This is a genomic window from Paenibacillus sp. YAE3 (assembly GCF_057546105.1).
In genome coordinates this window covers 1-20,474 of record NZ_BAAIYF010000024.1, presented here as the reverse complement: position 1 = coordinate 20,474, position 20,474 = coordinate 1, and the positions used below count along the sequence as shown (strand labels likewise).

Below are 20,474 nucleotides of genomic sequence, written 5' to 3'. Positions count from 1 at the left end.
TCCTCCATCCTTGAGGTTTTTGGGTTTGGTCACTTGAAAACTTCTCCAAGTTGGGGTGAAGTCCCTTTTTTATGTCCGAAAATCCTTACGGCTCAAGGCCTCAGATTACTGCAAAACGCTCAAATAAGTAGTTAATGGCTACCAAAAGAATATTTTAGGTGTTTTGATAAGAAAAACTCTAACCGAGTCCAATCGCTCGTAACATCTGTTGATACGACCCTTTCTATATAGTTATTCATTTCCTCTTCAAACAAAATGTCATTTGCATGTATGTCTTTATCCTTCATTAAAATAAAATAAGGGATCTTGTCCCCCTGGCAATTAGCTTCCTTGCATTCATTAATTATTTCTAAGACTCTTTTACGTCCGTTCTTTTGACAAAGTATCACTGTTCCATACGGAATTTTGTTGGGCACACGCAAAGTTTTGTCGATTTTTATTCTTGAATCCGAGTTGTATTCGGAGTATGTTACAGTATCCACTTTTTCTAAACGTCTGACACGCTCAGCCTGTCTTTCTCTCCAATCAGCTTTCTCGTAACCGAGGTCATTTTTCAATTCCAACAAAAGTTGAATAGTTCCATCTTTAACCACAACTACATCGGGGGTTATCCGTCCATCGCCTTTCATTCGGATGGGATAATCAATTAGTATTGTATACTTGTTTCCTAAAAGTTTGTAAAGAAAGATACCAAATTCATCTTCAAACTTACTCGCAACAGCAGTTATAGTTCCTCTTACAACTTTGCCAGGAGCCTCTTTAATAATCTCTTTGTCTCCTTTCCTTTCTACATATGTCTGATACACCATTACCACTAAATCCAGAAGATAAGCTTGAAACTTTTTGTCCATGTCACTTCCCCTTCCAATGATTTCCTGACACACTTCTTACAACTCGCTTTTGCAGAGAAAAGTAGGTGTTTTGTAATTCATCTGAACTTCCTAAATAATGTTCGTGAATTTACTGCGTCTCAAACAGACTTAACAATTGTGCTAAGCTTACGTCATCCAATGATTCATTTGATGTGAGTAAGTCAAGAATCTTCGTATTAAATTTGCCGTACCTATTTAGAATTTCCCTTGCAACAGTATTCGCTTCAATTTCGATATCTCTTTTCTCATACGGGATTTGCTTTAGTTCCTTCATTTTTTGCTTTGTAAGCGCTCCTGTTTTAAACTGTTTTACATGAACCAATTCATGTATAAGTGCAAATTTAATACTAATTTCAACTGCCGCCAGAAACGCTTCTTTGGGTAACTTTGAAAATTTCAAGTTAACATTGTAAGATATACCTTCACCGAAGAAAGTAATTTTCTCTACGCCTTCCCAGTTTTCTTCGAACTTTGTCCTTGCATTTGTTCTTATATCGACATATCCGTCTTCACCGTCAGCTTGTTCCCCATATGTAATGCGATACTCTATATCTTCGATCCCAAGTTCTTTTCTTATTGAGCTATGAAACACCGAAAAATCCTCATCCCCAATTATTCTATAGACCTGATCTGGAGTTGCTTTTGAGGGCATCAACGCCACAATTAATCTCCCCTTTTATATACTTTTCTTCTAAGCGTTCTTTAATCTCAATAAATTCGACAACAATTTTCCAAAGACCTTCTCCAAACACTTTTAAATAATACCCTTGTCATATTTATTCTGAAAAGGTATGTTTTCAGAAGTTTTTAAAGATTGGAGATTCGCTTGAGAGACACTCTGAGCCGAGGTTACAATGAAGGATATAGTTAAGTAGAACATGAAACAATCTGTCCAAATAACAGAGAATATGGAGGTGTAAGATGAAGAAAGAAGTTTATCGTTTTATTGTTAAAGCCCATCCCAATCAAAACCACAAGAAATATTACCCTTAGAACATAGCAGACATTTGTATACTAATTGGGGAGGATGATAAAGAAATCGCATTTTCAAAAGCAGTGGATAAATTGCATCGTGAAAATTGGTTTCAAATATCAGACATACATAAGGATATTTTAATCGAAGAGAGAGTTATTAGTGTGGGCGGCGATATATTAGAAGAATACTATAGGGCAAAGCGGGGCGAGATTATATTTCTTGTCCAGACTGAGAATTGGATTGGTTTTAAAGATAGCCCTCCTGTTTCATTTCCGAAATTAACCGAAAAATTTATTGACAAAGTAATTTTAAGAGCAGGGGGCAATAGGCTCGAATATTTGTTCATCTATTTTGGTAATATCAAGGTATTGATTGAAATATTCAAATACATAGTTAACGCAGGTCTTCATATTTTCCATGCGATTTGTAATGTTAAACTCATTCAAGTTGTCTTTTTTTTTTCCTTAGGGCGATATATTCCTCTATCGTTAACAGGTTTATCACCACCAATATATTTTTCGGAATATAAGTACATGTAAAAAAGCTCCGTTCAGCTTTGAACTGGAGCTTCTCATCGGTTCCTTTTCATCTTTTAATCAACCTTATGGTAGGCTCAGGTTCGTTGTAGTTTAAAGTGCCTTGGTCAAGATTGCAGAGCATTTCGATATATTCTTGGGGTACAGACATCTCTTGAATTAACTGCATTTCATTTTTAATTTTATTTTCCAACAGTAATAAGATGCTTTTTCTTAATACAACAGGTTCCTGCAATGGGAACACATCATCAAGCGGTTCTTTTGTCCTCATCTTCTTCATCGACATTTGCTTAACAAGAGATGTATACTTGCTTTCGTCGATCAGCTTTAAATCTAAGCATCTGTATAACATCGCGGCAATAGAGACATTCCAATATTTTTTCAGCTCGACAAAGTGAAGTAACGATGTTGAAGTAACTGTCCTTGCAAAGGCCTCTGCTGGCAACAACAATGCCGACGCAAACCGATTTGCCTGATTCTCCATTTCTTTGAATTCAGTTCGACTAAGTACATCCTGATTATCGACTTCCTTATGCATCAGAACGTGCCCTAATTCGTGAGCACCATCAAATTGCCTTCTAAATGCCGATTGCTTATCATTTCCAAGGAAAATGAATGGTCTTCCCTTTCGGTGCTGACAAAAAGCATCAACCTTTTCGCTGTCCGTATCTACCGAGAACACCATTATTCCGTATCTCTCCAGTAAATGGACAATATTGCTGATCGGTTTATCATCAATTTCCCAATGGTTACGGACTTCTTGGGCTAACTGTTCAATCGTATTACTATCCCATAATGAATTTTGATATTGAGATACATCAGGTAAATTTAGCTCTGGAAACTCAATATACTCGGATATATATTCATAAATATATCCAGCTAACAACGTCTTATTATACTGGATTTCTTTACTTTTCTTTGTTGCAGTGGCGTTGGCACGAAAGAATGTATTCCCAACGAACTGCTCTTTGAATTCCTTATAAAAGAAGCTCTTTGGAAAATGAAGCGTATTAATTAACAACATGACTGTTTCGGGTTTTGGTGTATGTTCTCCCAGCTCAAACTGGGATATAGCTTGTTTCGATACGCCTATTTTCTCAGCCAAGTCGCTGATGGTTAACCCCCTTACCAATCGTGCCTCCCGTAATCTTTTCGGGTTAAACTGCGGCTCCTGTTTAAGTATCATATTCAAAACTCCTAATCTACGGTAGTCTCTCTAAGTTGTTGTGTTCTTTATTTTAATTACAATATCGTTTTCTTCCCTTTGTGGTTTAAGACGAGGTTCGATATCCGAAGCTCTGTAGTTGTTTAATGGTACAACGTCTTTTGTATTGTGGATAATGGAATCTGTTATATCTTCTTTATAAATCCAATCCTCTTGATCAGGTCTTAAAGCACCTTCAAAAATCACATCACTGTCCCTGTCATAGCTCACAATGATTCCAAATGGCTGGTTTTCGAAACCAAGTGTTAATGATTGCTGATAAACTGCATCTCCCAGCAACTCATCCTTGGGTGCACCCAATTCCAACAGTCGATCAAAATTTGATGAAGCAAAATCTCCACGATATCCGCTCGGATTAAATATATACTTGCTTTTCGGGAGTCTGGAAACCAGGATAAATATGTTTCTTATCGTATCATGAAGAACAATGTATGGGTGGAATCCAGCCTTCTTCTTGAAGACTTTCATTTGTAAATGTGGATTGCTCCGAATCATTCTCTCGACATGCGTATTTACTGCATCATACTGAAGCCGCGGAACATACGTATTAGTAGTGAAATCTGGAATTAACGAAATTAGAGTCTCATACTCTTTTTTGCCCTCTTGAATGCCTCTTACAATCAAATTTCTTTGCTCGTCCAAAAGCATGCACTTTTCAACATACGCTTTCATCGACAACCCTCCGCTCTCCTATTGCTATTCTCATTATTTACCTTTGTCATTCATTTGTCAAGTAATATTGAATATGTTTCGGTAAAAGGAAAGTAATCAATATATTTCATCGAAAAAGTCCGCTGCAATACATCATGACTTGATAACAAGAGAATCAAGCAACCCCAAGAATTAACATTGGAATTGCTTGACTCTGATACAATATCTATTGTTTTTTTACTGTAAACGACTTTGTTAACAGCTCTCTGCTACAATAATCATTGGAGGGAGGTAATCAAATGAAAAAGATAACATTTGAAAACTATTATTCTGCTGATGAAACCATTCAGTTATTCGGAAAATTGAACACTGCAACAGGAAAATTAGAGCCCATTACGGAGAAAGACTACATAGAATCCATTCAAGACATATGCCTTAATGAAAAGGTTCCATTAAAAATCAAATCATTATTTGATCCATCATTAGCATTGTATGCCTATGGATATTTGTACTGGGCTTTTTTCACTTTGGCAAATGAACAAGCGATTAAAGCCTTTGAAGCGGCTATATCGTATAAACATGAAGAAGTTATGGGTACAAATGTGGATTCGAACGGAAGAGATGTTGGGTTGTCTAAAAAAATTAACAACTTAGTTAAACGGCGAGTAATTGATCGAAATAGAAAGGATTACTACCATACTTTGCGAATGTTTAGAAATATGGCTTTCCATCCTAACGAACAACATATATTTGGACACAACAATGAAGCTTTGAGAAATATTGCAAATGCAATAAATGAGCTATTCGCTTAATAATAAGCCAGGAATTTTGAATCCCTGGTTTTTAATATGTATCGGTACCATCCAACAACAGGTTTTCTAACGTTTCAAACTTTAAAGCCCTCTCTTATCCCTTCCCCTTCTCTTCTTAAAACCCTGCTACTTTGTAACCAGCAAAAAATTACTGTCTAAAAACTTCCTTACTCCAACACGCCCCAATCCTTTGCCCCCCAAGCCTTCTCCCCCACTTCTGGGATAAAAATTCAAGTCCCTTCATGTCAGGTCACAAGGACAAAAAACTGGTAAAGAACTGGTTCAATTGTGAACGAAAATAGATAAAAATTGGTGTCCGAAAGGCGGGGAAAATGACAGGGGAAACGCGGGGATGAGGGTCTAAAAATCCGAGTAAGGATCTGAGTAAAGGCTTGAGAAAAGCCTTCTCCATAACTCCTAAACCCTTGATTCACCTGGGTTCCTGCTTGAATAATGATTCGGGAACCATTAGAGAAATCCCTGCTTTTAATCGCCGCGGTGGATGAAAAAGACTGGAGAAACGCTTGGGGAAAGGCCCTTGCATTTTCCAGTCTTCGGTCTTATTGGGACGCTAATTTTTATTCAGGGACATTTATTGTGGGTTTGGACAGGAATTTTTTATTTGTTAAAATGCCGCTGCCGCATCGCCTCGAACAGCAAGACCGTCGAAGCCATCGCGACGTTAAGCGATTCCGCTTGGCCCTTCATCGGAATGATCAGCGCATCATCCACCAGCTGCTGGGCAGCTTCGGACACGCCTTTTGCCTCATTGCCCATCAAAAGCCACGAAGGTCCGGTAAAATCGTATCCGTAGCAGGTCGACGTCGCCTGCAGGCTCGTGCTGACGATCCGAACGCCGCTCTCTTTCGCCTGCGGAAGCAATTCCATCAGATCCCCTTCCACGACGGGCAGATGGAACATCGACCCCATCGTCGAACGGATCGTTTTCGGGTTATAGATATCGGCCGAACCGCGTCCGACGATGACGCCGTCCGCTCCGGCCGCATCCGCCGTCCGGATGATCGTGCCGACGTTGCCCGGGTCCTGAACGGCGTCCAGAACGATGACCAGGCTGTTTGTTTGCGCAAGCAGCTTGCCGATTCCCGTCTTCTGCTTGCGGACGACGGCAAACACCGGCTGCGGCGTTTTCGTATCCGAGCATTTCGCAATGACCGCGGCCGACACCCCGATCCACTGCGTTTGACCGGTGTCCGCCATGGACGCCAGCTCAGAGGGAATCCCCCGCTCCACGTCAAAAGCGACGCATTCCAGGTCGGCCCCGGAGCGCAGCGCTTCCTGAACCAGATGGATGCCTTCGATCAAGTATTTTCCCTGCTTGTCCCGGTGCTTTTTCTCGAGCAGCTGCGCCCATTCCTTCGCCCGGGGATTTTGCGGTGATAATATATCCATAAAAACCGTCCTTCATGCAGGAGCAGCCTCGTATTCCGCCGACGATCCCTCGGGATCACTTCGGATACGCGAGCTCCAGCTTCGTCAAGTTGCCCGTTTCGCCCACGATGACCAGCACGTCGCCTTCTTCGAGGCGTTCGTCCGCATTCGGGGAAATATTCATCTTGGTGCCGCGTTTCACCGCCATGACGTTGCAGCCGTAGCGGGCGCGCACATCAAGTTCCTTCAAGTTTTTGCCGATCATTTCCTGCGACACTTTCATTTCGAGAATGCTGTAGTCCTCGGAAATTTCGATGTAATCGAGAATATTCGGGGAAATCAAATGATGAGCGACCCTCATGCCCATATCCCGTTCCGGATAAATGACTTTGTCCGCTCCGATCTTGTTCAGGACCTTACCGTGAAGCTCGTTTTGCGCTTTAACGATAATCGTCTCCACGCCGATGTCCTTCAGGATGAGCGTGGTCAAAATGCTGGACTGGATGTCTTCGCCGATCGCCACGACCACCACGTCGAAATTCCGGATTCCAAGCGCGCGCAGCGCCTCCTCGTCCGTGCTGTCAGCCGAAACGGCATGCGTTACAATATTGGAAACCGCCTGGGTGCGCTGCTCGTCAGAGTCGATCGCCAGAACGTCGAAACCCATCTCGCTGAGCGCATTGGCTACGCTAAAACCGAATCGCCCCATACCTATGACGGCGTACTGCTTTTTCGCCATTTGTTAACCCCCCCGGGTTGCAGAAGTCTATCCCGATTATTATATCACAGCGCGCAAAAAACTTGAATTTTGCCCAGCGGCATGGGGAACATTATGGAGGTAAACGATTTTTCACAGGTGGAGGGAATACGATGTCAATCACACTTGACCTGCGTCAAGCGGTCATCCATAAGGTTCATGACAGCAGCGAAGCGGATCTCCGCTCCATGATCGAAGGCTCGGTGGACGGGCCTGAACAGGCGCTGCCCGGGCTCGGCGTTATTTTTGAAATGATCTGGAAAAACATAGATACGAATCAGCAGGACAACCTGGTTCATGTCGTGAATGAACATTTGAAGCACGTCACTCCAGGTCCTTTGTCCTAAACCTGCAACGCCGGGACGAAAAAACCTCCGCCTATCCTGCGGAGGTTTTTTGCTGAACGATGGTTTTACGGAGCGGTGTCCAAAAATTTCGCGTCCGGATTTTTTTCCATGGCCGTACGCATGGCATATTCGTTTTCGAACAACACGACGTAATTTCCTTTTTTGTCTTTCACGAGCGTCGAGTTGATCCGGAACTTGCTCGGGTCGATGTCGTCGCCGACGATCCAGCGGGCGAACTGGTACGGCATCCGCTGCAGCTGCACGTCCACGCCGTATTCGCCTTTCATCCGGTATTCGAACACCTCGAACTGGAGCTGGCCGACAACCCCGAGAATCGTATCGTCGAAGCTGACCGTCTGGAACACCTGAATGGTCCCCTCTTCCGTCAGCTGGTCGATCCCCTTCTGGTACTGCTTATGCTTAAGCGCGTTTTTCACCGTGACCTTGGCGAAAATCTCCGGCGAAAACGTCGGCAGTTCGTCGAATACGACCTCGCTGCCCTGACTGAGTGAATCGCCGATCCGGAAAATCCCGGGGTCGAACAGACCGATAATGTCGCCGGGATACGCCTCTTCGACGATATCGCGGTCCTGGGCCAAAAACTGCTGAGGCTGCGACAGCTTGATGTCCTTGCCGGCTCTGATATGCTTGACGCTCATCCCCCGCTGGAATTTGCCCGATACGATGCGCATGAACGCGATCCGGTCGCGGTGCGCAGGGTTCATGTTCGCCTGGATTTTGAAAATATAACCCGAAAACTTTTCGTTCGACGGCTCGATCAGTCCGGCCGTGCTGCTCCGCGGCTGCGGTTTCGGCGCCAGCTGCAGGAAGTTTTCTAGGAACGTCTGCACGCCGAAGTTGTTGATCGCGCTGCCGAAAAATACCGGCGTCAGTTCGCCTTTCAGCACTTTGTCCATGTCGAACGGATCGCCTGCAACGTCAAGAAGCTCCAGGTCCTGGCAGAGCTGCTCATGGAAATATTCCCCGGCCATTTCCCGGATGACCGGATCATGGTAGTCATCGACCTTTTTCACTTGAATCGTGGAATGGTCGTTGCCCTGAAACAGCTCGACCTGATTTTTCGCCCGGTCGTATACGCCGCACAGATCCCGGCCGGAGCCGATCGGCCAGTTCATTGGCACGGAACGGATGCCGAGCACCTGCTCGAGCTCTTCCATCAATTCGAACGGGTTGCGGCCTTCGCGGTCCAATTTGTTAATGAACGTAAAAATCGGAATACCGCGCTTCGCGCACACCTGAAACAGCTTGATCGTCTGCGCTTCGACGCCTTTGGCCACGTCGATCAGCATGACCGCGCTGTCGGCGGCGGTCAGCGTCCGGTAGGTGTCTTCACTGAAGTCCTGGTGCCCCGGCGTATCCAAAATGTTGATGCGGTGCCCCAAATAATCAAACTGCATCACGGAGGAGGTGACCGAAATCCCCCGTTGTTTTTCGATTTCCATCCAGTCGCTGGTGGCATGCTTGCTGGCTTTGCGGGCTTTGACCGTACCGGCTAACCGGATGGCTCCCCCGAACAACAGCAGCTTTTCCGTCAATGTCGTTTTACCCGCGTCTGGGTGGGAAATGATCGCGAAGGTTCTTCGCTTATCGACTTCCTGCTGCAAGGCCTGATCTATCGCTTTGCTCATTTCACTATTCCCTTCATCTCAATAGATCGAACCGAATGGCGGTATTAAGCACGATCGGTTCCTTCTATACTACTTTTGTCATTTTATTATTGTACCACATTCCATACGCAAATCACCCCCATGCAATAGCTGCATGAGGATGAACATTTTTTGCATATGGAGGATTTATTTTTGGACTTGCCACACGACGTTGTCTTCTTCCTGCCCGTTGACCGGCCACCAGTGGAATCCGTCCTCCTCGAGGATCTGGTCGGCTTCTTTCGGCCCCCAGGAACCAGCCGGGTAATGAAGCGGCCCTTCCGGGTCCTGCTTCCAAGCTTCGGCGATGCGGTCCACGAAAGACCAAGCCGTGGCCACCTCGTCCCAACGGGTAAAATAGGTCGAATCCCCGCGCGCCGCATCATGCAGCAGTCGTTCGTAAGCTTCCGGCGAGTTGATGCCCACCATGCAGCTTTGGCAGAAGTCCATCGCAAGCGGTTCGATTTCGGATTCGGAACCCGGCTTTTTGGCATTGATTTTGACGTAGATGCCTTCCATCGGATTGACCCGGATCACAAGCAGGTTCGGTTCGAGTTTGTATTTTTTCCCGAGGTAGACATTATTCGGCATGCCTTTGAACTCGACGACAATTTCGGTCGTTTTGACCGGCAGCCGCTTGCCTGTCCGAATGTAAAACGGTACGCCCGCCCAACGGAAATTGTCCACGAACACGCGCGCCATAAAATACGTTTCGGTGTTGGATTGCGGATCCACTTTGTCTTCGTCGCGATAAGCCGGCAGTTCTTTGCCTCGCGAGCTTCCCTGCACGTATTGGCCGCGGACGACGTTTTTCTTCACTTCCTCCGCGCTCGCAAAAGGACGCAAGGAACGCAGCACCTTCACCTTTTCGTCGCGGATGTCTTCCGGAAGCAGCCGGCTCGGCGGCTCCATCGCGATCATCGTGAGCATTTGCAGCATATGGTTTTGTCCCATGTCCCGCAGCGCTCCCGCATGGTCGTAATATCCGCCGCGCTCTTCCACCCCGACGGTTTCTCCAAGCGTGATTTGCACGTTGGCGATATGCTTGTTGTTCCACAGCGGTTCAAAAAACGCGTTCGCAAAGCGGATCACTTCGATATTCTGCACCATTTCCTTGCCGAGGTAATGGTCGATCCGGTAAATCTCCTCTTCCTTGAACACCTGGCGGATTTGCTCGTTCAGCTCTTCGGCCGATTTCAAATCGTACCCGAAAGGTTTTTCGATGACGAGGCGTTTCCAGCCTGCGCTGTTCAGCATGCCGCCTTTTTGCAGGTTGAACGACACGCTTCCGAACAATTCCGGCGCCAGCGCCAAGTAAAAAATGCGGTTGCCGGGGATGCCGAACTTCCCTTCCAAAGCGACCGTCTGCTCGTTCAGTTCGCGGAACCCATCCACATTGTTGATATCCAGGGACTTGTACTCAAAATGCGCTGCAAAGGACCGAAAATCGTCGTTATCCTCCGCTTTGTACCGGCAAAACTCCTGTATGGAATGAAGCACGTCTTCGTGGAATTCGTCTTGGGTACGCGGACGGCGCGCCACGCCGATCACGGCAAAATCTTCGGCCAATTTGCCTTCGCGGTACAAGCTATAAATGGCGGGAAACAGTTTGCGTCTTGCCAAATCTCCGGTAGCGCCAAAAATGAAAAACACGGCTCCCGGCGTCTTGAGCGATTCCAAATTTTGATTTTCAGCCATGGCCCTCAATCATCCCTTATGTAGTATGGTGTATTTTTATGCAAAAGGAACTTCCGCCTGGATCTCCAAGAGATCCGAGATACGCCGTCTTGGCCCCCCCTTATTATAAAAGGACCGCACAGCCGCACGCGGCAGAATTCCCTGCGAAAACAACATCGCTTCAGCTTTTGCTGAACGGTGTTCCCAGACAAAACAGCAGCATCTTTATCAAGGCAAACGTCAGTTCATATCCTTTTATACCCAAAAATTAATGATACGTCATTTTAGCATATTCATCCAAATGTTGCTATCCGTTTTTCTTACCAATACACTCAAAATATTATGGCCATTTCTTCAATAAACCATCCACCATCAATATTCGATCGTAATGACCGGCAGGCCGATCGTCACCCGGTTTGTTCCGCGTACATCATCTTCATGAACGGCAACCTGCATATTGAGCCATGTGTCCCCACTTCTTACCCGCGTTTTCAACGACGGCACCTGATAAGCATTGCTGACGGTCGTGTCATCCTGGTACGTTTCCTTAGGGACGGCATCCAAAATCCCCTTAAGCTGCCCTTCAATCCGGTACATGGTGTCAGCCGCTTCCGTCCGATCATCGACATGCCCCTGCAAAGCCGCATTCCACTTGGCATCGATGCCGGCATCCCGCATTTTTTCCCCGAACTCGGCCTGCAAATCGGCAAGGCTGTCCCACTGCTGCGGCGTTTGCGCCTCCAGCTGGATGATGACGTAACTTTGGTCGCCGGAAATTTCCTGCCAGTTGAACCGAACGTTGACCGCGTCTTGTTCCCCTATGGCACGATAAGTCGTATGACCGTTTTCTTCCACTTCTTTCACGGACGGCAGCTGCAGCGATCGGCTCAGATGTTGCGCAGCCGCTTCGGCATCGCCGCTTCCTTCCCAAGTTCCCTGCCATTTGATGACGACGCGCTGCGGCTCTTTCACCATTTGCCGGCCCAGGTTAAACAGCGTCCGGAGTTCGCTTTGATCGGCTTCGGCCTGAACCTTCGTCAAGCTGTTCCAAAACTGAAAATACATGATTCCCAATAAAACCATTCCCGCCAAACCCAAAGCTCCCCATTTTGCCGCCGTTTTCATCCCCATCCATCCCCTCGGCCCTAAACTATCAATCTACTAAACAGGATGTCCGGGTTAAGAGAAGATTATACCCTGCAGGCAAAGTTGGATAAATGGGTGAATAACTATGGCATGCCAGCCTAAAGCCGAATACATTGTTAACAAAAATAGAAGAGGAGGATTGACCCTTTACATGATCCCGATCTATCCCCTTTCAGAAGAAAATATCATGAAACATCGCGGCAGAATGGTCCTTGCTTGTATGCATGACGGCAGAACCTACGTCGGAAGGTTGACGCATTGCCGCAACGGCGAAATCATATTAAACGGCGAAGAAAATACCGCACTTCACGCCGCCAACCTCAAGCCCGCCCAGAAACGCCCGCACTCCTCGAAAAAACAGAAAAACGCCGCCCCGAAAGCCCAGGTTCGCGCCCTATTCCCGCCATACGGCTACGGGTACCCGCCTTACGGTTACGGGTATTACGGATTCGGAGCCGGAGCAGTCGCTCTCAGCCTCGGCTTGCTTGCGCTTCTGTTCCTCATTTAAAACCGAAAATGCACCCTGCCGGTACCTTTCGTGCCCTTTCAGGCTCCGTCGGTATAGGCATGGGTGCATTTGCTTTATTCCGCCAATCCGTTTTTATAGGCGTATATGGCCGCTTGGGTGCGGTCGTCGACCCCCAGCTTCGCCAAAATGTTCGTCACGTGGAATTTAACCGTTTTGATGCCGATGATCAATTCATCGGCGATCTCCTGATTCGATTTGCCTTGGGCCAAAAGCCGCAGCACGTCCATCTCCCGCTCCGTCAATTCCTTATGGGCAGGGGCTTCGGTTTCCGCATGCCGGAACCTGTTCATCATCTTGGATGCCACCTGCGATTCCAGCACCGATTGGCCGCGGGCGGCGGCCCGGATGGCTTCGGCGATTTCGCTTGCCCGGGACGTTTTCAGCAGGTAGCTGAAAGCGCCTGCTTCGATGACCGGATACATTTTCTCGTCGTCCAGATAACTCGTCAGCACGATCACCTTGCAGTCCGGGTACAGCTTCAGCAGCTGCCGGGTCGCTTCAATGCCGTCCATTCCATCCATCACCAGGTCCATCAACACCACATCCGGCTTGTATTCGCGGGCCAGGCGTATGCCTTCCTCGCCGCTGCCGGCCTCGCCGACCACCTCGATGCCGTCCTCCGTGCCTAGCACCGCGGCCAGCCCGATGCGCACCATCTCGTGATCATCCACGAGCAGCACTTTGATCGCCGGCTTTTCTAAATCCTCCATGGTCCTCTTCCCCTCCTTTTTCTCCTTTTTCTTCATATACGATCGGAATCGTAATTTCGATTCGCGTTCCTTTGCCCGGAGCGGTAATGAACAGGATCGAACCCCCGATTTCGCTCACCCGTTCCTGCATATTGGAAAGGCCGTACGAGGCCTGTTTTTTCTCGTCCATTTCGAATCCCTGTCCATCGTCGCGCAGCATCACCCATACGGCGTCCTGCTTCTGATGAATGCGGATTTCCATTTTTTCCGCTTTGGCATGCCGCAGCGTATTCGACATCGCTTCCTGAATGATCCGGAACAGATGGTTTTCGATTCCTTTCATCAACTGGATGCCTTCATCCATTTCGAACGCGATTTCCATCGGTACTTTAACCTTAAGCTCTTTAATAAGTTCTTTCAACCCCTGCTCCAGCGGTTTCCCTTCCAGATACACCGGCCGAAGGTGAAGAAGCAGCGCCCGCATCTCCGATTGCGCCACGGCGGCCATCTCTTCGATCAGAGCCACCTGCCGCTGCGCCTTGTCAAAATCCTTCGCCAGCGTTCTTCCCACGGCCGTAGCCGTCATCGATATCGCGAACAGCTGCTGCGAGACCGCATCATGCAGCTCCCGGGCGAGCCGCTGCCGCTCTTCGACGATCGCAGATACCCTGGCCTGCTCGGCAAGCTGGGCATTGTTGGTGGACAGGCGCTGGAGAGACGTAACCTGCTCCTCCCATTTCTTGCTGATGCGCCCGAGCTGTTCACCGAGGCGGCCCACCTCGTCCACGCCAAGCTCCGGCACGTCCCGCGACAAATTCCCTTTTTCCCAGGATAACAGCGTGTCGCGAAGCAGCTCCAACCTTCTTTTCGTCCGGTAGCTTTGGTAAAACCCGTACATCGCGCCGATCCCGAGAGGAACCAGTACCAGCGTCGTAATCGCCTGCACCCGTTTGTTCCAGTCGTCGAACGGCGCCAAATAACCATATGTATACAACACGTAAAAAATGATAAGCAGCAGTATAAAAGAAAGAAGGGCTCCCTCGCCCATGCTTCGGGAGACCATATTGACCGGCTTTTTTTCTTTCACGCGGGGAACCCCCATTTCTTAGGAAATATGAATATCAAGATCGCCAACGAGATAAGAGATGATGAATTTCACTTTCTGCTCGCTGGTCTCATAGTTGGGCGACTTCCAGTTCAAACGGTTCATCATGCCGTTGTCCCGTTCCCCCCTGAAGTCGATGGAGCCGAACAGGACGAAGGCTTCGATCTCGATGCCGTAATACTCCGGGATCTGCAGATCCATATCGCCCATGATTCCTTGGAACATCATCACGGTTTCCTTATCCTCCGGGATCGCCAGGGACAAGTCCATATCGGCCTCGCCAAACACATGCCATACGCTCATGCTGCGCATCACCCATGGCTGCTGGTCCCAATCGAAATTGGAGGAAAAGTTTTGCTTTTGAATAAAACCTTCCTTCGGCTGTACCTTTTTGGCCTTGATGAAAAAGAATCCGAGCGATAACAGCGCAATGCCGAGGACAATCATTAGATGGTCGAGTACGAGCAAAATGGCTCCGACCGCCAACAGGCGATAGCCCCGCTTCACCTTGCCGCCGCGAATCGCATAGATTCCCGCCAATAAAAACAACAGTGCGACAATGGTAAAAAAGCCGACCCACCTGCCGACCAGCATGAGAAGGCCGACCCCGATGAGAATTAGGGCAATCAAGCGATTTCTTTTTTCCATGCCGCACCTCCTTGCGATGTCTTGAAACCGTTCATGGTAAAGGTCGGAAAAGCCATATGGGGCGAGGCTTTCGCACCAGTATGGCTTTCCACTTCTCATTCTTTATAGCATATCATATTGTCCTATTTTGTGAAGACTTATTCTTTCGTAGCTTTTGTCCCGCCGGCATTGCCGGAAGCGTTCATTTTGTTTTTCAGCGCCTTAAGCTGTTCTTCCACTTTCAGCTGCTTTTCGGCATCCACCGGACTCGTGAACGTGCTGGCCGATGGGCGGTATGGGGCGCGGAGGACGTCGGCTTCAGCTTCCATTTGCATGATTTTTTCTTCCATGCGGTGGAATCCGAGGGACGCGCTGCCGCTTTCGATCGTATGCAGGCTGTTGATTTGCGACATTTGCTTTTTGGCTTTCGCCATTTGGGCGCGGGTCACCAGCTCGTTGCGTTTGTTGCGCATTTTGTAGAACTCGTCTTTCATGTCATGCAGCTGCTGCACCAATTCTTTGGCTTGCGTTTCGGACTGCGCATGCAGGTCGCGGTATTCGGTGATTTTTTGATCGAAATAGATTTTTTCTTCGAGCAGCTTGCGTGCGATTTCCTCCTGGCCGTTTTTCAGGGCGAGCTCGGCTTGAGCCTCGCGCTGCACGGACATTTTTTCGGCTTCTTCAACGCGCTGCTTCATGCGGCGCTCGTTCGCCATTTGTTTGGCAACCGTCAGTTCGGCCTCGTGGATTTCAGCCTCCATATCGCGGAGGTATTGGTTCAGCATTACAATCGGATCCTCTACTTTATCCAGCAGCTCATTTACCGACGCTTTCGTCATATCTTTCAATCTTTTAAATACTCCCATGTTTTACACTTCTCCCTTCTCGTATTTGGACAGTTTTTTCTTCAGCTCTTCAAGCTCTTTTTTCATGGCTTTCTTTTCGATGTCTTCCATCATGGCGTCCAGGTTGGACGACGGGGAGGAAAATCCTCCGCTAGGTCTGCTGCCATAAGACGGATCGTTGTATCTGCTTCTTGGGTCAAAGGATGGGCCGTTGTTGTTGTAGTGGCCGTTTCCTCCGTAATAGCTTCCGTTGCCGTAAGCTCCGTTGCCCGGCTGGCCGCCGTAGTAACCGCCTGGGCCCGCGGGGCCGTATGGATTATAAGGCGGAACCGGTTCCTTCGGTACGACGAGAGCGGCGATGAAGTAGATGAACAAGGTGGTGCCGCCGGTGAAGAAAACCGTGACGATGAACAAAATCCGCAGCAGCGTCGAGTCCATCCCGATCAAGTCCGACAGTCCGCCGCAAAGCCCGGTGACCATCTTATCCCGTCTCGAACGGTAGAGTTTGCTCATGATGTTACTCCTTTCCGCTGTTGTTCAGCTTTTGTTTCAAACGGGCCATTTCCTTCTCCAGGATGCTGGATACCGTCTCGCCGGCCTGCTCTAAGTATTGTTGGCCCATGCGGCGCAGGTCCCGCAAGCTTTGGGCTTCGAACTCCCAGTCGGAGATGCGGTCCTCGAGGCGGTTGAACATTTTAGGAACGTCCTGGCCGCCGCCGTAGCCCTCCATCCGTTGGTTCATGCGCTGCTGGAGCCGAAGCGTCTCCATGCGCGCCACGTAATATTGGCGTTTGTTATAAACGGTCTGGTATTCCAGTTTTAATTCGTTCAGCTGGCTTTCCAGGTCCATCAAGGAACTTTGGGTCGTATTCAGCAATTCGCTGTATTGTTCCAGCTTTTCCTCATAAATGATCTTTTCTTGGAGCGCCAGCTTGGCGAGATGATCTTCCCCGGCCTTCAAGGCCAGGAGCGCCTGCTCTTCGCGTTTGTTTTTCATCGTTTCGGCTTGATCGACTTGCAGCTTCAGCTGTCTCATATGTGCGGTGGACTGCTGTACAAGCTTTTCGGCTTCGACGATGTCATCCCGCGTGGTGGCCAGAAACTGGTCGATCAGCCGCACCGGATCCTGACTTTGCTCCAAACGTTCATTGATATTCGCTGCGGTAATATCCCGCACCCGACGAAAAACACTCATCTTGTGTAGCCCCTCCTTATTCGTTTTTTCCGGATTTCGGATAACATCCTCTTCTTACGGATATGGATACGATATTTGCAACAGATTCATGTTAGTAGTAGCTTTTCTTTCCCTTCAGAAGGGAGATTCCGAAAATCACCAGCGCGATGCCGAGCAGCGGTCCGATGATCCAGGACAACTTCGCCAGCAAAGACAAAGCACCGAACGCAAGGATGATGGTTCCGATCACCACTTTGCCTCTGCGGATTCCGTAATAGCCAAGGACGATCAGCAGAATCGGGAAGAGCAAACCAATCAGTTTACCAAACAGTGGGGCGAACAAACCGAAGAGCATCAGCGCCCCGACGACGATCAATACGATTGCTGTTCCGTTATTGCGGTTTTTCATGCATTTCTCACTTCCTTTCAGTGCATCAACCTTATGTCTTTATTTTAGGTGGTACGGCCTCTTTCCAAAACAGACTGCAGACGGTTTTTCATCCTAGACCTTGGTCGGGGAACGTTTCAGACCTAAGGCTATCGGGGGTTTTTGCCCTATACAGCCGTTTTCCGGGTTGTTTAGCCTCCGAGAGTTTGCGAAGGCAGCTAAAAGCAAAAAGGCACCGGAAACATCCGGCACCCTATTATAAGAAGCTTTACATATTTGCTTCGGCCGAAACCGGCTCTTTAGCGGCAGCGCTTTTTCCGTCATGCCTGACCAAAGAGATGAACAGGAGCGCAAGCAGCATGCCGGCCGAGGCGCAAATGAACAAGGAACGGTATCCGAACTGATCGATCATCAGGCCGAGTAATGGCGGCGAAGTGATCGCCGCAAGCGACGAGACGAGATAATACAATCCCGTCCGCGTGCCGATGCTGCCCTCGCTGCCGACCGATACCACAAAAGGGTACGAGTTGATGTTAATGAGGGCCCAGCAAATCCCTCCCAGCGCAAGCAACACCCGCAGCAGCAGAACGGTATCGACGAACGGCACCGCCGCAAATACGGCAAACAGTCCGATCACGCCCGCAAGGATCGTTTTCCTTTTGCCCAACCGGTTGCCAAGCCAGCCGCTCGGGATCGCAAACAACACGAAAAACAAGGAAAAGAACGTAAGCGAAAATGCCGCGTCTTTTTCCGTTAATCCCATGTAATGTTTACCGTATAAAGTAAATAGCGCTTCCACGCCTTGATAGGACACAAACCAGAAAAAGATCGCTGCGAGCAGGAGTACCGTCGTGCGGTCCAGTTCTCCTTTGAGCTTGATTTTCGGGCGTTTCTCGGCAGGCAGCGATACGATGACGTCCCTATTTTCCTTAATTGCGGCCGTCAGAATCCATAATGAAATCAAGGTAATCGCCGCTGCCGCGATAAAAGGAAAGGAAGGATTCGCCCCATACAGCACAGAACCGGCTCCAAAGGCCAAAATGCCGCCAAAACCGCCCATAAAATTAATGATGCCGTTCGCTTTGGTCCGTTGATGATCGGGCGTAATATCCGGCATGAGGGCGACCGTCGGGGAGCGGTAGACGCTCATTGAAAGGTTCATCAGCATCATGAACAGAAGAAGCGTGATAAAACTCGTATGTAATGGAATCAGGATGACGAACAGCGCCGCTGCAGGCATGCCCAACATAAGAAAAGGCATCCGTTTGCCGAAGCGGGTCTGGGTTTTGTCGCTCAAATGACCGATCCATGGCTGCAAAAACAAAGCGAAGTAGTTGTCGAGGGTCATCATGAAGCCGATCAAGGCCGTGCTTTTAAGATACGGATCCAAAAAATAAGGAACAAACGCGTTATAAAGCGACCAGGTAATGCTGATGCTGAAAAAACCGAATCCGAGCAGCCATGTTTTTTTCATGAAGGGAATGACCTCCACTTTCTTTTAAAATCGGGATTCTGGCACAGTATAAAACAAAAACTTGATTCGCTTGTAGATTGTTCGCAGCCGTTGGGCGATATCAGCCTCCAATTGGGGATCTCAGTTTTTTATATTATACAACAGGATCATTCATGTATTGTTTGATCTTCGTTAGAAAAACGTAAGAATGGCTTGATCAAGTTTAGAACCGCCGCAACGGTGAAGGAAATGCAAAAAAGCTCTTAAGCTGCAATCATTGCAACTTAAGAGCTTGATCGTTCATGAGTATGCTGGTGAAGGGACTTGAACCCCCACTCCGTTGCCGGAAGCGGATTTTGAGTCCGCCGCGTCTGCCATTCCGCCACACCAGCAGATGAAGATGAAACGCGCCCTAAGAGATTCGAACTCCTGACCTTTTGATTCGTAGTCAAACGCTCTATCCAGCTGAGCTAAGGGCGCATATTTGGTTGTAATGGAGGCGCCACCCAGATTCGAACTGGGGATAAAGCTTTTGCAGAGCTGTGCCTTACCACTTGGCTATGGCGCCGTAAATATTGGAGCGGACGACGGGAATCGAACCCGCGACCCTCGCCTTGGCAAGGCGATGCTCTACCGCTGAGCCACGTCCGCGTAAATGGCTGGGGATATAGGATTCGAACCTATGCATGACGGAGTCAAAGTCCGTTGCCTTACCGCTTGGCTAATCCCCAACAATTTGAAAACTTAGAGGGCGATCGATGGGACTTGAACCCACGAATGCCGGAGCCACAATCCGGTGCGTTAACCCCTTCGCCACGACCGCCATATATAAAATTGAACTGGCAGGGGCAGCAGGAATTGAACCCACACTAACGGTTTTGGAGACCGCTGTTCTACCTTTAAACTATGCCCCTAGATACTGGTGGAGGCTGATGGATTCGAACCACCGAACTCGTACGAGAACAGATTTACAGTCTGCTGCGTTTGGCCACTTCGCTAAGCCTCCACAATGGTGCCGGCGAGAGGACTTGAACCCCCAACCTACTGATTACAAGTCAGTTGCTCTACCAATTGAGCTACACCGGCTTTTATTCGTTTATGATTTCATGGTGGCTCGGGACGGAATCGAACCGCCGACACGAGGATTTTCAGTCCTCTGCTCTACCGACTGAGCTACCGAGCCTTACTATAACATGCTTAAAGCATGTATGCAATACTTCATATTCTGAAATATTGAATGGCGGAACCGACGGGATTCGAACCCGCGATCTCCTGCGTGACAGGCAGGCATGTTAGGCCTCTACACCACGGTTCCACGGCCTTAATAATTTCTCCTGTAAAGAATCTGCAATATGTTATGAAAACATATGTAGACCTTTTAGAGATAAATTGCGGGGGCAGGATTTGAACCTGCGGCCTTCGGGTTATGAGCCCGACGAGCTACCGGACTGCTCCACCCCGCGTCATTATGAATCCTCGTTGATGAGGATGATATGGTGGAGACTGAGGGGATCGAACCCCCGACCCTCTGCTTGTAAGGCAGATGCTCTCCCAGCTGAGCTAAGTCTCCATGGTGACCCGTAGGGGATTCGAACCCCTGTTACCTCCG

Annotated in this window: 21 protein-coding genes and 13 tRNA genes; 4 read left to right on the top strand and 30 right to left on the bottom strand. The window is 48.4% G+C overall.

The features are described 5' to 3' along the window. Positions 1-131: 131 nt before the first annotated feature. Together AC27KL_RS27550 and AC27KL_RS27545 are read right to left on the bottom strand one after the other, a co-directional pair. Positions 132-851, bottom strand: a complete 720-nt coding sequence (locus AC27KL_RS27550) for a hypothetical protein (protein WP_487171749.1) — start codon at positions 849-851, stop codon at positions 132-134. A gap of 109 nt (positions 852-960) precedes the next feature. Beyond that, the gene (locus AC27KL_RS27545) at positions 961-1,533 is read right to left on the bottom strand and encodes a hypothetical protein (protein ID WP_487171748.1); all 573 of its coding nucleotides are present in this window, start codon (positions 1,531-1,533) and stop codon (positions 961-963) included. 404 nt (positions 1,534-1,937) lie between these two features. On the opposite strand from AC27KL_RS27545, the gene AC27KL_RS27540 reads away from it, so the two are divergent. After that, entirely contained in the window at positions 1,938-2,387 is a 450-nt protein-coding gene (locus tag AC27KL_RS27540) for a hypothetical protein (protein WP_487171750.1), read from the top strand. 46 nt (positions 2,388-2,433) lie between these two features. Here AC27KL_RS27540 and AC27KL_RS27535 read toward each other — a convergent pair whose 3' ends face one another. Continuing rightward, positions 2,434-3,570, bottom strand: coding sequence for an XRE family transcriptional regulator (locus AC27KL_RS27535; protein ID WP_487171747.1), 1,137 nt, complete (start codon positions 3,568-3,570; stop codon positions 2,434-2,436). A 30-nt stretch (positions 3,571-3,600) separates the two neighbouring features. After that, on the bottom strand, positions 3,601-4,281 hold the full coding sequence (locus AC27KL_RS27530; RefSeq protein ID WP_487171746.1) for a hypothetical protein: 681 nt from the start codon (positions 4,279-4,281) through the stop codon (positions 3,601-3,603). Between the two features lie 278 nt (positions 4,282-4,559). Between AC27KL_RS27530 and AC27KL_RS27525 the strand changes: the two genes are divergently transcribed. Beyond that, positions 4,560-5,072 carry a DUF4145 domain-containing protein gene (locus AC27KL_RS27525; protein WP_487171745.1) on the top strand — a complete coding sequence of 171 codons (513 nt, stop codon included), beginning with the start codon at positions 4,560-4,562 and terminating at the stop codon, positions 5,070-5,072. Positions 5,073-5,690: 618 nt separating this feature from the next. Here the strand turns inward: AC27KL_RS27525 and AC27KL_RS27520 are convergent. Both AC27KL_RS27520 and AC27KL_RS27515 read right to left on the bottom strand, forming a co-directional pair. Beyond that, positions 5,691-6,482: a TrmH family RNA methyltransferase gene (locus tag AC27KL_RS27520; protein ID WP_487171744.1), complete on the bottom strand. Its 792-nt coding sequence runs from the start codon at positions 6,480-6,482 to the stop codon at positions 5,691-5,693. Positions 6,483-6,537: 55 nt separating this feature from the next. Then, positions 6,538-7,200, bottom strand: coding sequence for a potassium channel family protein (locus tag AC27KL_RS27515; protein ID WP_487171743.1), 663 nt, complete (start codon positions 7,198-7,200; stop codon positions 6,538-6,540). Positions 7,201-7,331: 131 nt separating this feature from the next. Between AC27KL_RS27515 and sspI the strand changes: the two genes are divergently transcribed. Next, a complete protein-coding gene (gene sspI, locus AC27KL_RS27510; RefSeq protein ID WP_339322343.1) occupies positions 7,332-7,565 on the top strand; it encodes a small acid-soluble spore protein SspI in 234 nt (77 codons plus the stop codon). A gap of 65 nt (positions 7,566-7,630) precedes the next feature. On the opposite strand, the gene AC27KL_RS27505 is transcribed toward sspI, so the two are convergent. The 3 genes from AC27KL_RS27505 to AC27KL_RS27495 form a co-directional block, all read right to left on the bottom strand. Beyond that, complete coding sequence (locus tag AC27KL_RS27505) at positions 7,631-9,214, bottom strand: peptide chain release factor 3 (protein ID WP_487171742.1); 1,584 nt, start codon at positions 9,212-9,214, stop codon at positions 7,631-7,633. A gap of 165 nt (positions 9,215-9,379) precedes the next feature. Beyond that, positions 9,380-10,930 (bottom strand): glucose-6-phosphate dehydrogenase, encoded by a 1,551-nt coding sequence (gene zwf, locus AC27KL_RS27500; protein WP_487171741.1) that lies wholly within the window; start codon positions 10,928-10,930, stop codon positions 9,380-9,382. Positions 10,931-11,281: 351 nt separating this feature from the next. Continuing rightward, positions 11,282-12,034 carry a YwmB family TATA-box binding protein gene (locus AC27KL_RS27495; RefSeq protein WP_487171740.1) on the bottom strand — a complete coding sequence of 251 codons (753 nt, stop codon included), beginning with the start codon at positions 12,032-12,034 and terminating at the stop codon, positions 11,282-11,284. 172 nt (positions 12,035-12,206) lie between these two features. On the opposite strand from AC27KL_RS27495, the gene AC27KL_RS27490 reads away from it, so the two are divergent. Next, entirely contained in the window at positions 12,207-12,563 is a 357-nt protein-coding gene (locus AC27KL_RS27490) for a hypothetical protein (protein WP_487171739.1), read from the top strand. Between the two features lie 74 nt (positions 12,564-12,637). Here AC27KL_RS27490 and AC27KL_RS27485 read toward each other — a convergent pair whose 3' ends face one another. From AC27KL_RS27485 to AC27KL_RS27385, 21 genes are all read right to left on the bottom strand, one after another. Next, complete coding sequence (locus AC27KL_RS27485; protein ID WP_036714583.1) at positions 12,638-13,294, bottom strand: response regulator transcription factor; 657 nt, start codon at positions 13,292-13,294, stop codon at positions 12,638-12,640. Next, positions 13,248-14,360 (bottom strand): sensor histidine kinase, encoded by a 1,113-nt coding sequence (locus AC27KL_RS27480; protein ID WP_339322348.1) that lies wholly within the window; start codon positions 14,358-14,360, stop codon positions 13,248-13,250. Before AC27KL_RS27480 ends, AC27KL_RS27485 begins: the two co-directional genes overlap by 47 nt. Positions 14,361-14,378: 18 nt before the next feature. Next, positions 14,379-15,026 (bottom strand): cell wall-active antibiotics response protein LiaF, encoded by a 648-nt coding sequence (liaF, locus tag AC27KL_RS27475; protein ID WP_340996931.1) that lies wholly within the window; start codon positions 15,024-15,026, stop codon positions 14,379-14,381. 137 nt (positions 15,027-15,163) lie between these two features. Beyond that, positions 15,164-15,871 (bottom strand): PspA/IM30 family protein, encoded by a 708-nt coding sequence (locus tag AC27KL_RS27470; RefSeq protein ID WP_212952765.1) that lies wholly within the window; start codon positions 15,869-15,871, stop codon positions 15,164-15,166. A 3-nt stretch (positions 15,872-15,874) separates the two neighbouring features. Further along, positions 15,875-16,363: a PspC domain-containing protein gene (locus AC27KL_RS27465; RefSeq protein ID WP_339322350.1), complete on the bottom strand. Its 489-nt coding sequence runs from the start codon at positions 16,361-16,363 to the stop codon at positions 15,875-15,877. Positions 16,364-16,367: 4 nt separating this feature from the next. Further along, positions 16,368-17,045 (bottom strand): PspA/IM30 family protein, encoded by a 678-nt coding sequence (locus AC27KL_RS27460; protein WP_036714572.1) that lies wholly within the window; start codon positions 17,043-17,045, stop codon positions 16,368-16,370. Positions 17,046-17,136: 91 nt separating this feature from the next. After that, a complete protein-coding gene (locus AC27KL_RS27455) occupies positions 17,137-17,433 on the bottom strand; it encodes a LiaF transmembrane domain-containing protein (protein WP_339322351.1) in 297 nt (98 codons plus the stop codon). A gap of 247 nt (positions 17,434-17,680) precedes the next feature. Then, complete coding sequence (locus tag AC27KL_RS27450; RefSeq protein ID WP_487171738.1) at positions 17,681-18,886, bottom strand: SLC45 family MFS transporter; 1,206 nt, start codon at positions 18,884-18,886, stop codon at positions 17,681-17,683. 288 nt (positions 18,887-19,174) lie between these two features. After that, positions 19,175-19,257, bottom strand: a tRNA-Leu gene (locus AC27KL_RS27445). 14 nt (positions 19,258-19,271) lie between these two features. Next, positions 19,272-19,345, bottom strand: a tRNA-Arg gene (locus AC27KL_RS27440). Positions 19,346-19,359: 14 nt separating this feature from the next. Next, positions 19,360-19,433: transfer RNA gene (locus AC27KL_RS27435), tRNA-Cys, on the bottom strand. 8 nt (positions 19,434-19,441) lie between these two features. Further along, a tRNA-Gly gene (locus tag AC27KL_RS27430) sits at positions 19,442-19,516 on the bottom strand. A 5-nt stretch (positions 19,517-19,521) separates the two neighbouring features. Next, a tRNA-Gln gene (locus AC27KL_RS27425) sits at positions 19,522-19,596 on the bottom strand. Positions 19,597-19,615: 19 nt separating this feature from the next. Continuing rightward, a tRNA-His gene (locus AC27KL_RS27420) sits at positions 19,616-19,688 on the bottom strand. Positions 19,689-19,705: 17 nt separating this feature from the next. Then, positions 19,706-19,779: transfer RNA gene (locus AC27KL_RS27415), tRNA-Trp, on the bottom strand. A gap of 6 nt (positions 19,780-19,785) precedes the next feature. Then, a tRNA-Tyr gene (locus tag AC27KL_RS27410) sits at positions 19,786-19,871 on the bottom strand. Between the two features lie 4 nt (positions 19,872-19,875). Then, positions 19,876-19,951, bottom strand: a tRNA-Thr gene (locus tag AC27KL_RS27405). A 21-nt stretch (positions 19,952-19,972) separates the two neighbouring features. Then, positions 19,973-20,048, bottom strand: a tRNA-Phe gene (locus tag AC27KL_RS27400). 55 nt (positions 20,049-20,103) lie between these two features. Further along, a tRNA-Asp gene (locus AC27KL_RS27395) sits at positions 20,104-20,180 on the bottom strand. A gap of 74 nt (positions 20,181-20,254) precedes the next feature. Beyond that, positions 20,255-20,328 (bottom strand) — tRNA-Met (locus AC27KL_RS27390). Between the two features lie 31 nt (positions 20,329-20,359). Beyond that, positions 20,360-20,435 (bottom strand) — tRNA-Val (locus AC27KL_RS27385). Positions 20,436-20,474 lie beyond the last annotated feature (39 nt).

Excerpts from the sequence above, each read along its gene's own strand:
- AC27KL_RS27550 (WP_487171749.1), bottom strand. The coding sequence starts at position 851 with ATGGACAAAAAGTTTCAAGCTTATCTTCTGGATTTAGTGGTAATGGTG.
- AC27KL_RS27535 (WP_487171747.1), bottom strand. The coding sequence starts at position 3,570 with ATGATACTTAAACAGGAGCCGCAGTTTAACCCGAAAAGATTACGGGAG.
- AC27KL_RS27530 (WP_487171746.1), bottom strand. The coding sequence starts at position 4,281 with ATGAAAGCGTATGTTGAAAAGTGCATGCTTTTGGACGAGCAAAGAAAT.
- AC27KL_RS27525 (WP_487171745.1), top strand. The coding sequence starts at position 4,560 with ATGAAAAAGATAACATTTGAAAACTATTATTCTGCTGATGAAACCATT.
- AC27KL_RS27520 (WP_487171744.1), bottom strand. The coding sequence starts at position 6,482 with ATGGATATATTATCACCGCAAAATCCCCGGGCGAAGGAATGGGCGCAG.
- AC27KL_RS27515 (WP_487171743.1), bottom strand. The coding sequence starts at position 7,200 with ATGGCGAAAAAGCAGTACGCCGTCATAGGTATGGGGCGATTCGGTTTT.
- sspI (WP_339322343.1), top strand. The coding sequence starts at position 7,332 with ATGTCAATCACACTTGACCTGCGTCAAGCGGTCATCCATAAGGTTCAT.
- AC27KL_RS27505 (WP_487171742.1), bottom strand. The coding sequence starts at position 9,214 with ATGAGCAAAGCGATAGATCAGGCCTTGCAGCAGGAAGTCGATAAGCGA.
- zwf (WP_487171741.1), bottom strand. The coding sequence starts at position 10,930 with ATGGCTGAAAATCAAAATTTGGAATCGCTCAAGACGCCGGGAGCCGTG.
- AC27KL_RS27495 (WP_487171740.1), bottom strand. The coding sequence starts at position 12,034 with ATGAAAACGGCGGCAAAATGGGGAGCTTTGGGTTTGGCGGGAATGGTT.
- AC27KL_RS27490 (WP_487171739.1), top strand. The coding sequence starts at position 12,207 with ATGATCCCGATCTATCCCCTTTCAGAAGAAAATATCATGAAACATCGC.
- AC27KL_RS27485 (WP_036714583.1), bottom strand. The coding sequence starts at position 13,294 with ATGGAGGATTTAGAAAAGCCGGCGATCAAAGTGCTGCTCGTGGATGAT.
- liaF (WP_340996931.1), bottom strand. The coding sequence starts at position 15,026 with ATGGAAAAAAGAAATCGCTTGATTGCCCTAATTCTCATCGGGGTCGGC.
- AC27KL_RS27470 (WP_212952765.1), bottom strand. The coding sequence starts at position 15,871 with ATGGGAGTATTTAAAAGATTGAAAGATATGACGAAAGCGTCGGTAAAT.
- AC27KL_RS27465 (WP_339322350.1), bottom strand. The coding sequence starts at position 16,363 with ATGAGCAAACTCTACCGTTCGAGACGGGATAAGATGGTCACCGGGCTT.
- AC27KL_RS27460 (WP_036714572.1), bottom strand. The coding sequence starts at position 17,045 with ATGAGTGTTTTTCGTCGGGTGCGGGATATTACCGCAGCGAATATCAAT.
- AC27KL_RS27455 (WP_339322351.1), bottom strand. The coding sequence starts at position 17,433 with ATGAAAAACCGCAATAACGGAACAGCAATCGTATTGATCGTCGTCGGG.
- AC27KL_RS27450 (WP_487171738.1), bottom strand. The coding sequence starts at position 18,886 with ATGAAAAAAACATGGCTGCTCGGATTCGGTTTTTTCAGCATCAGCATT.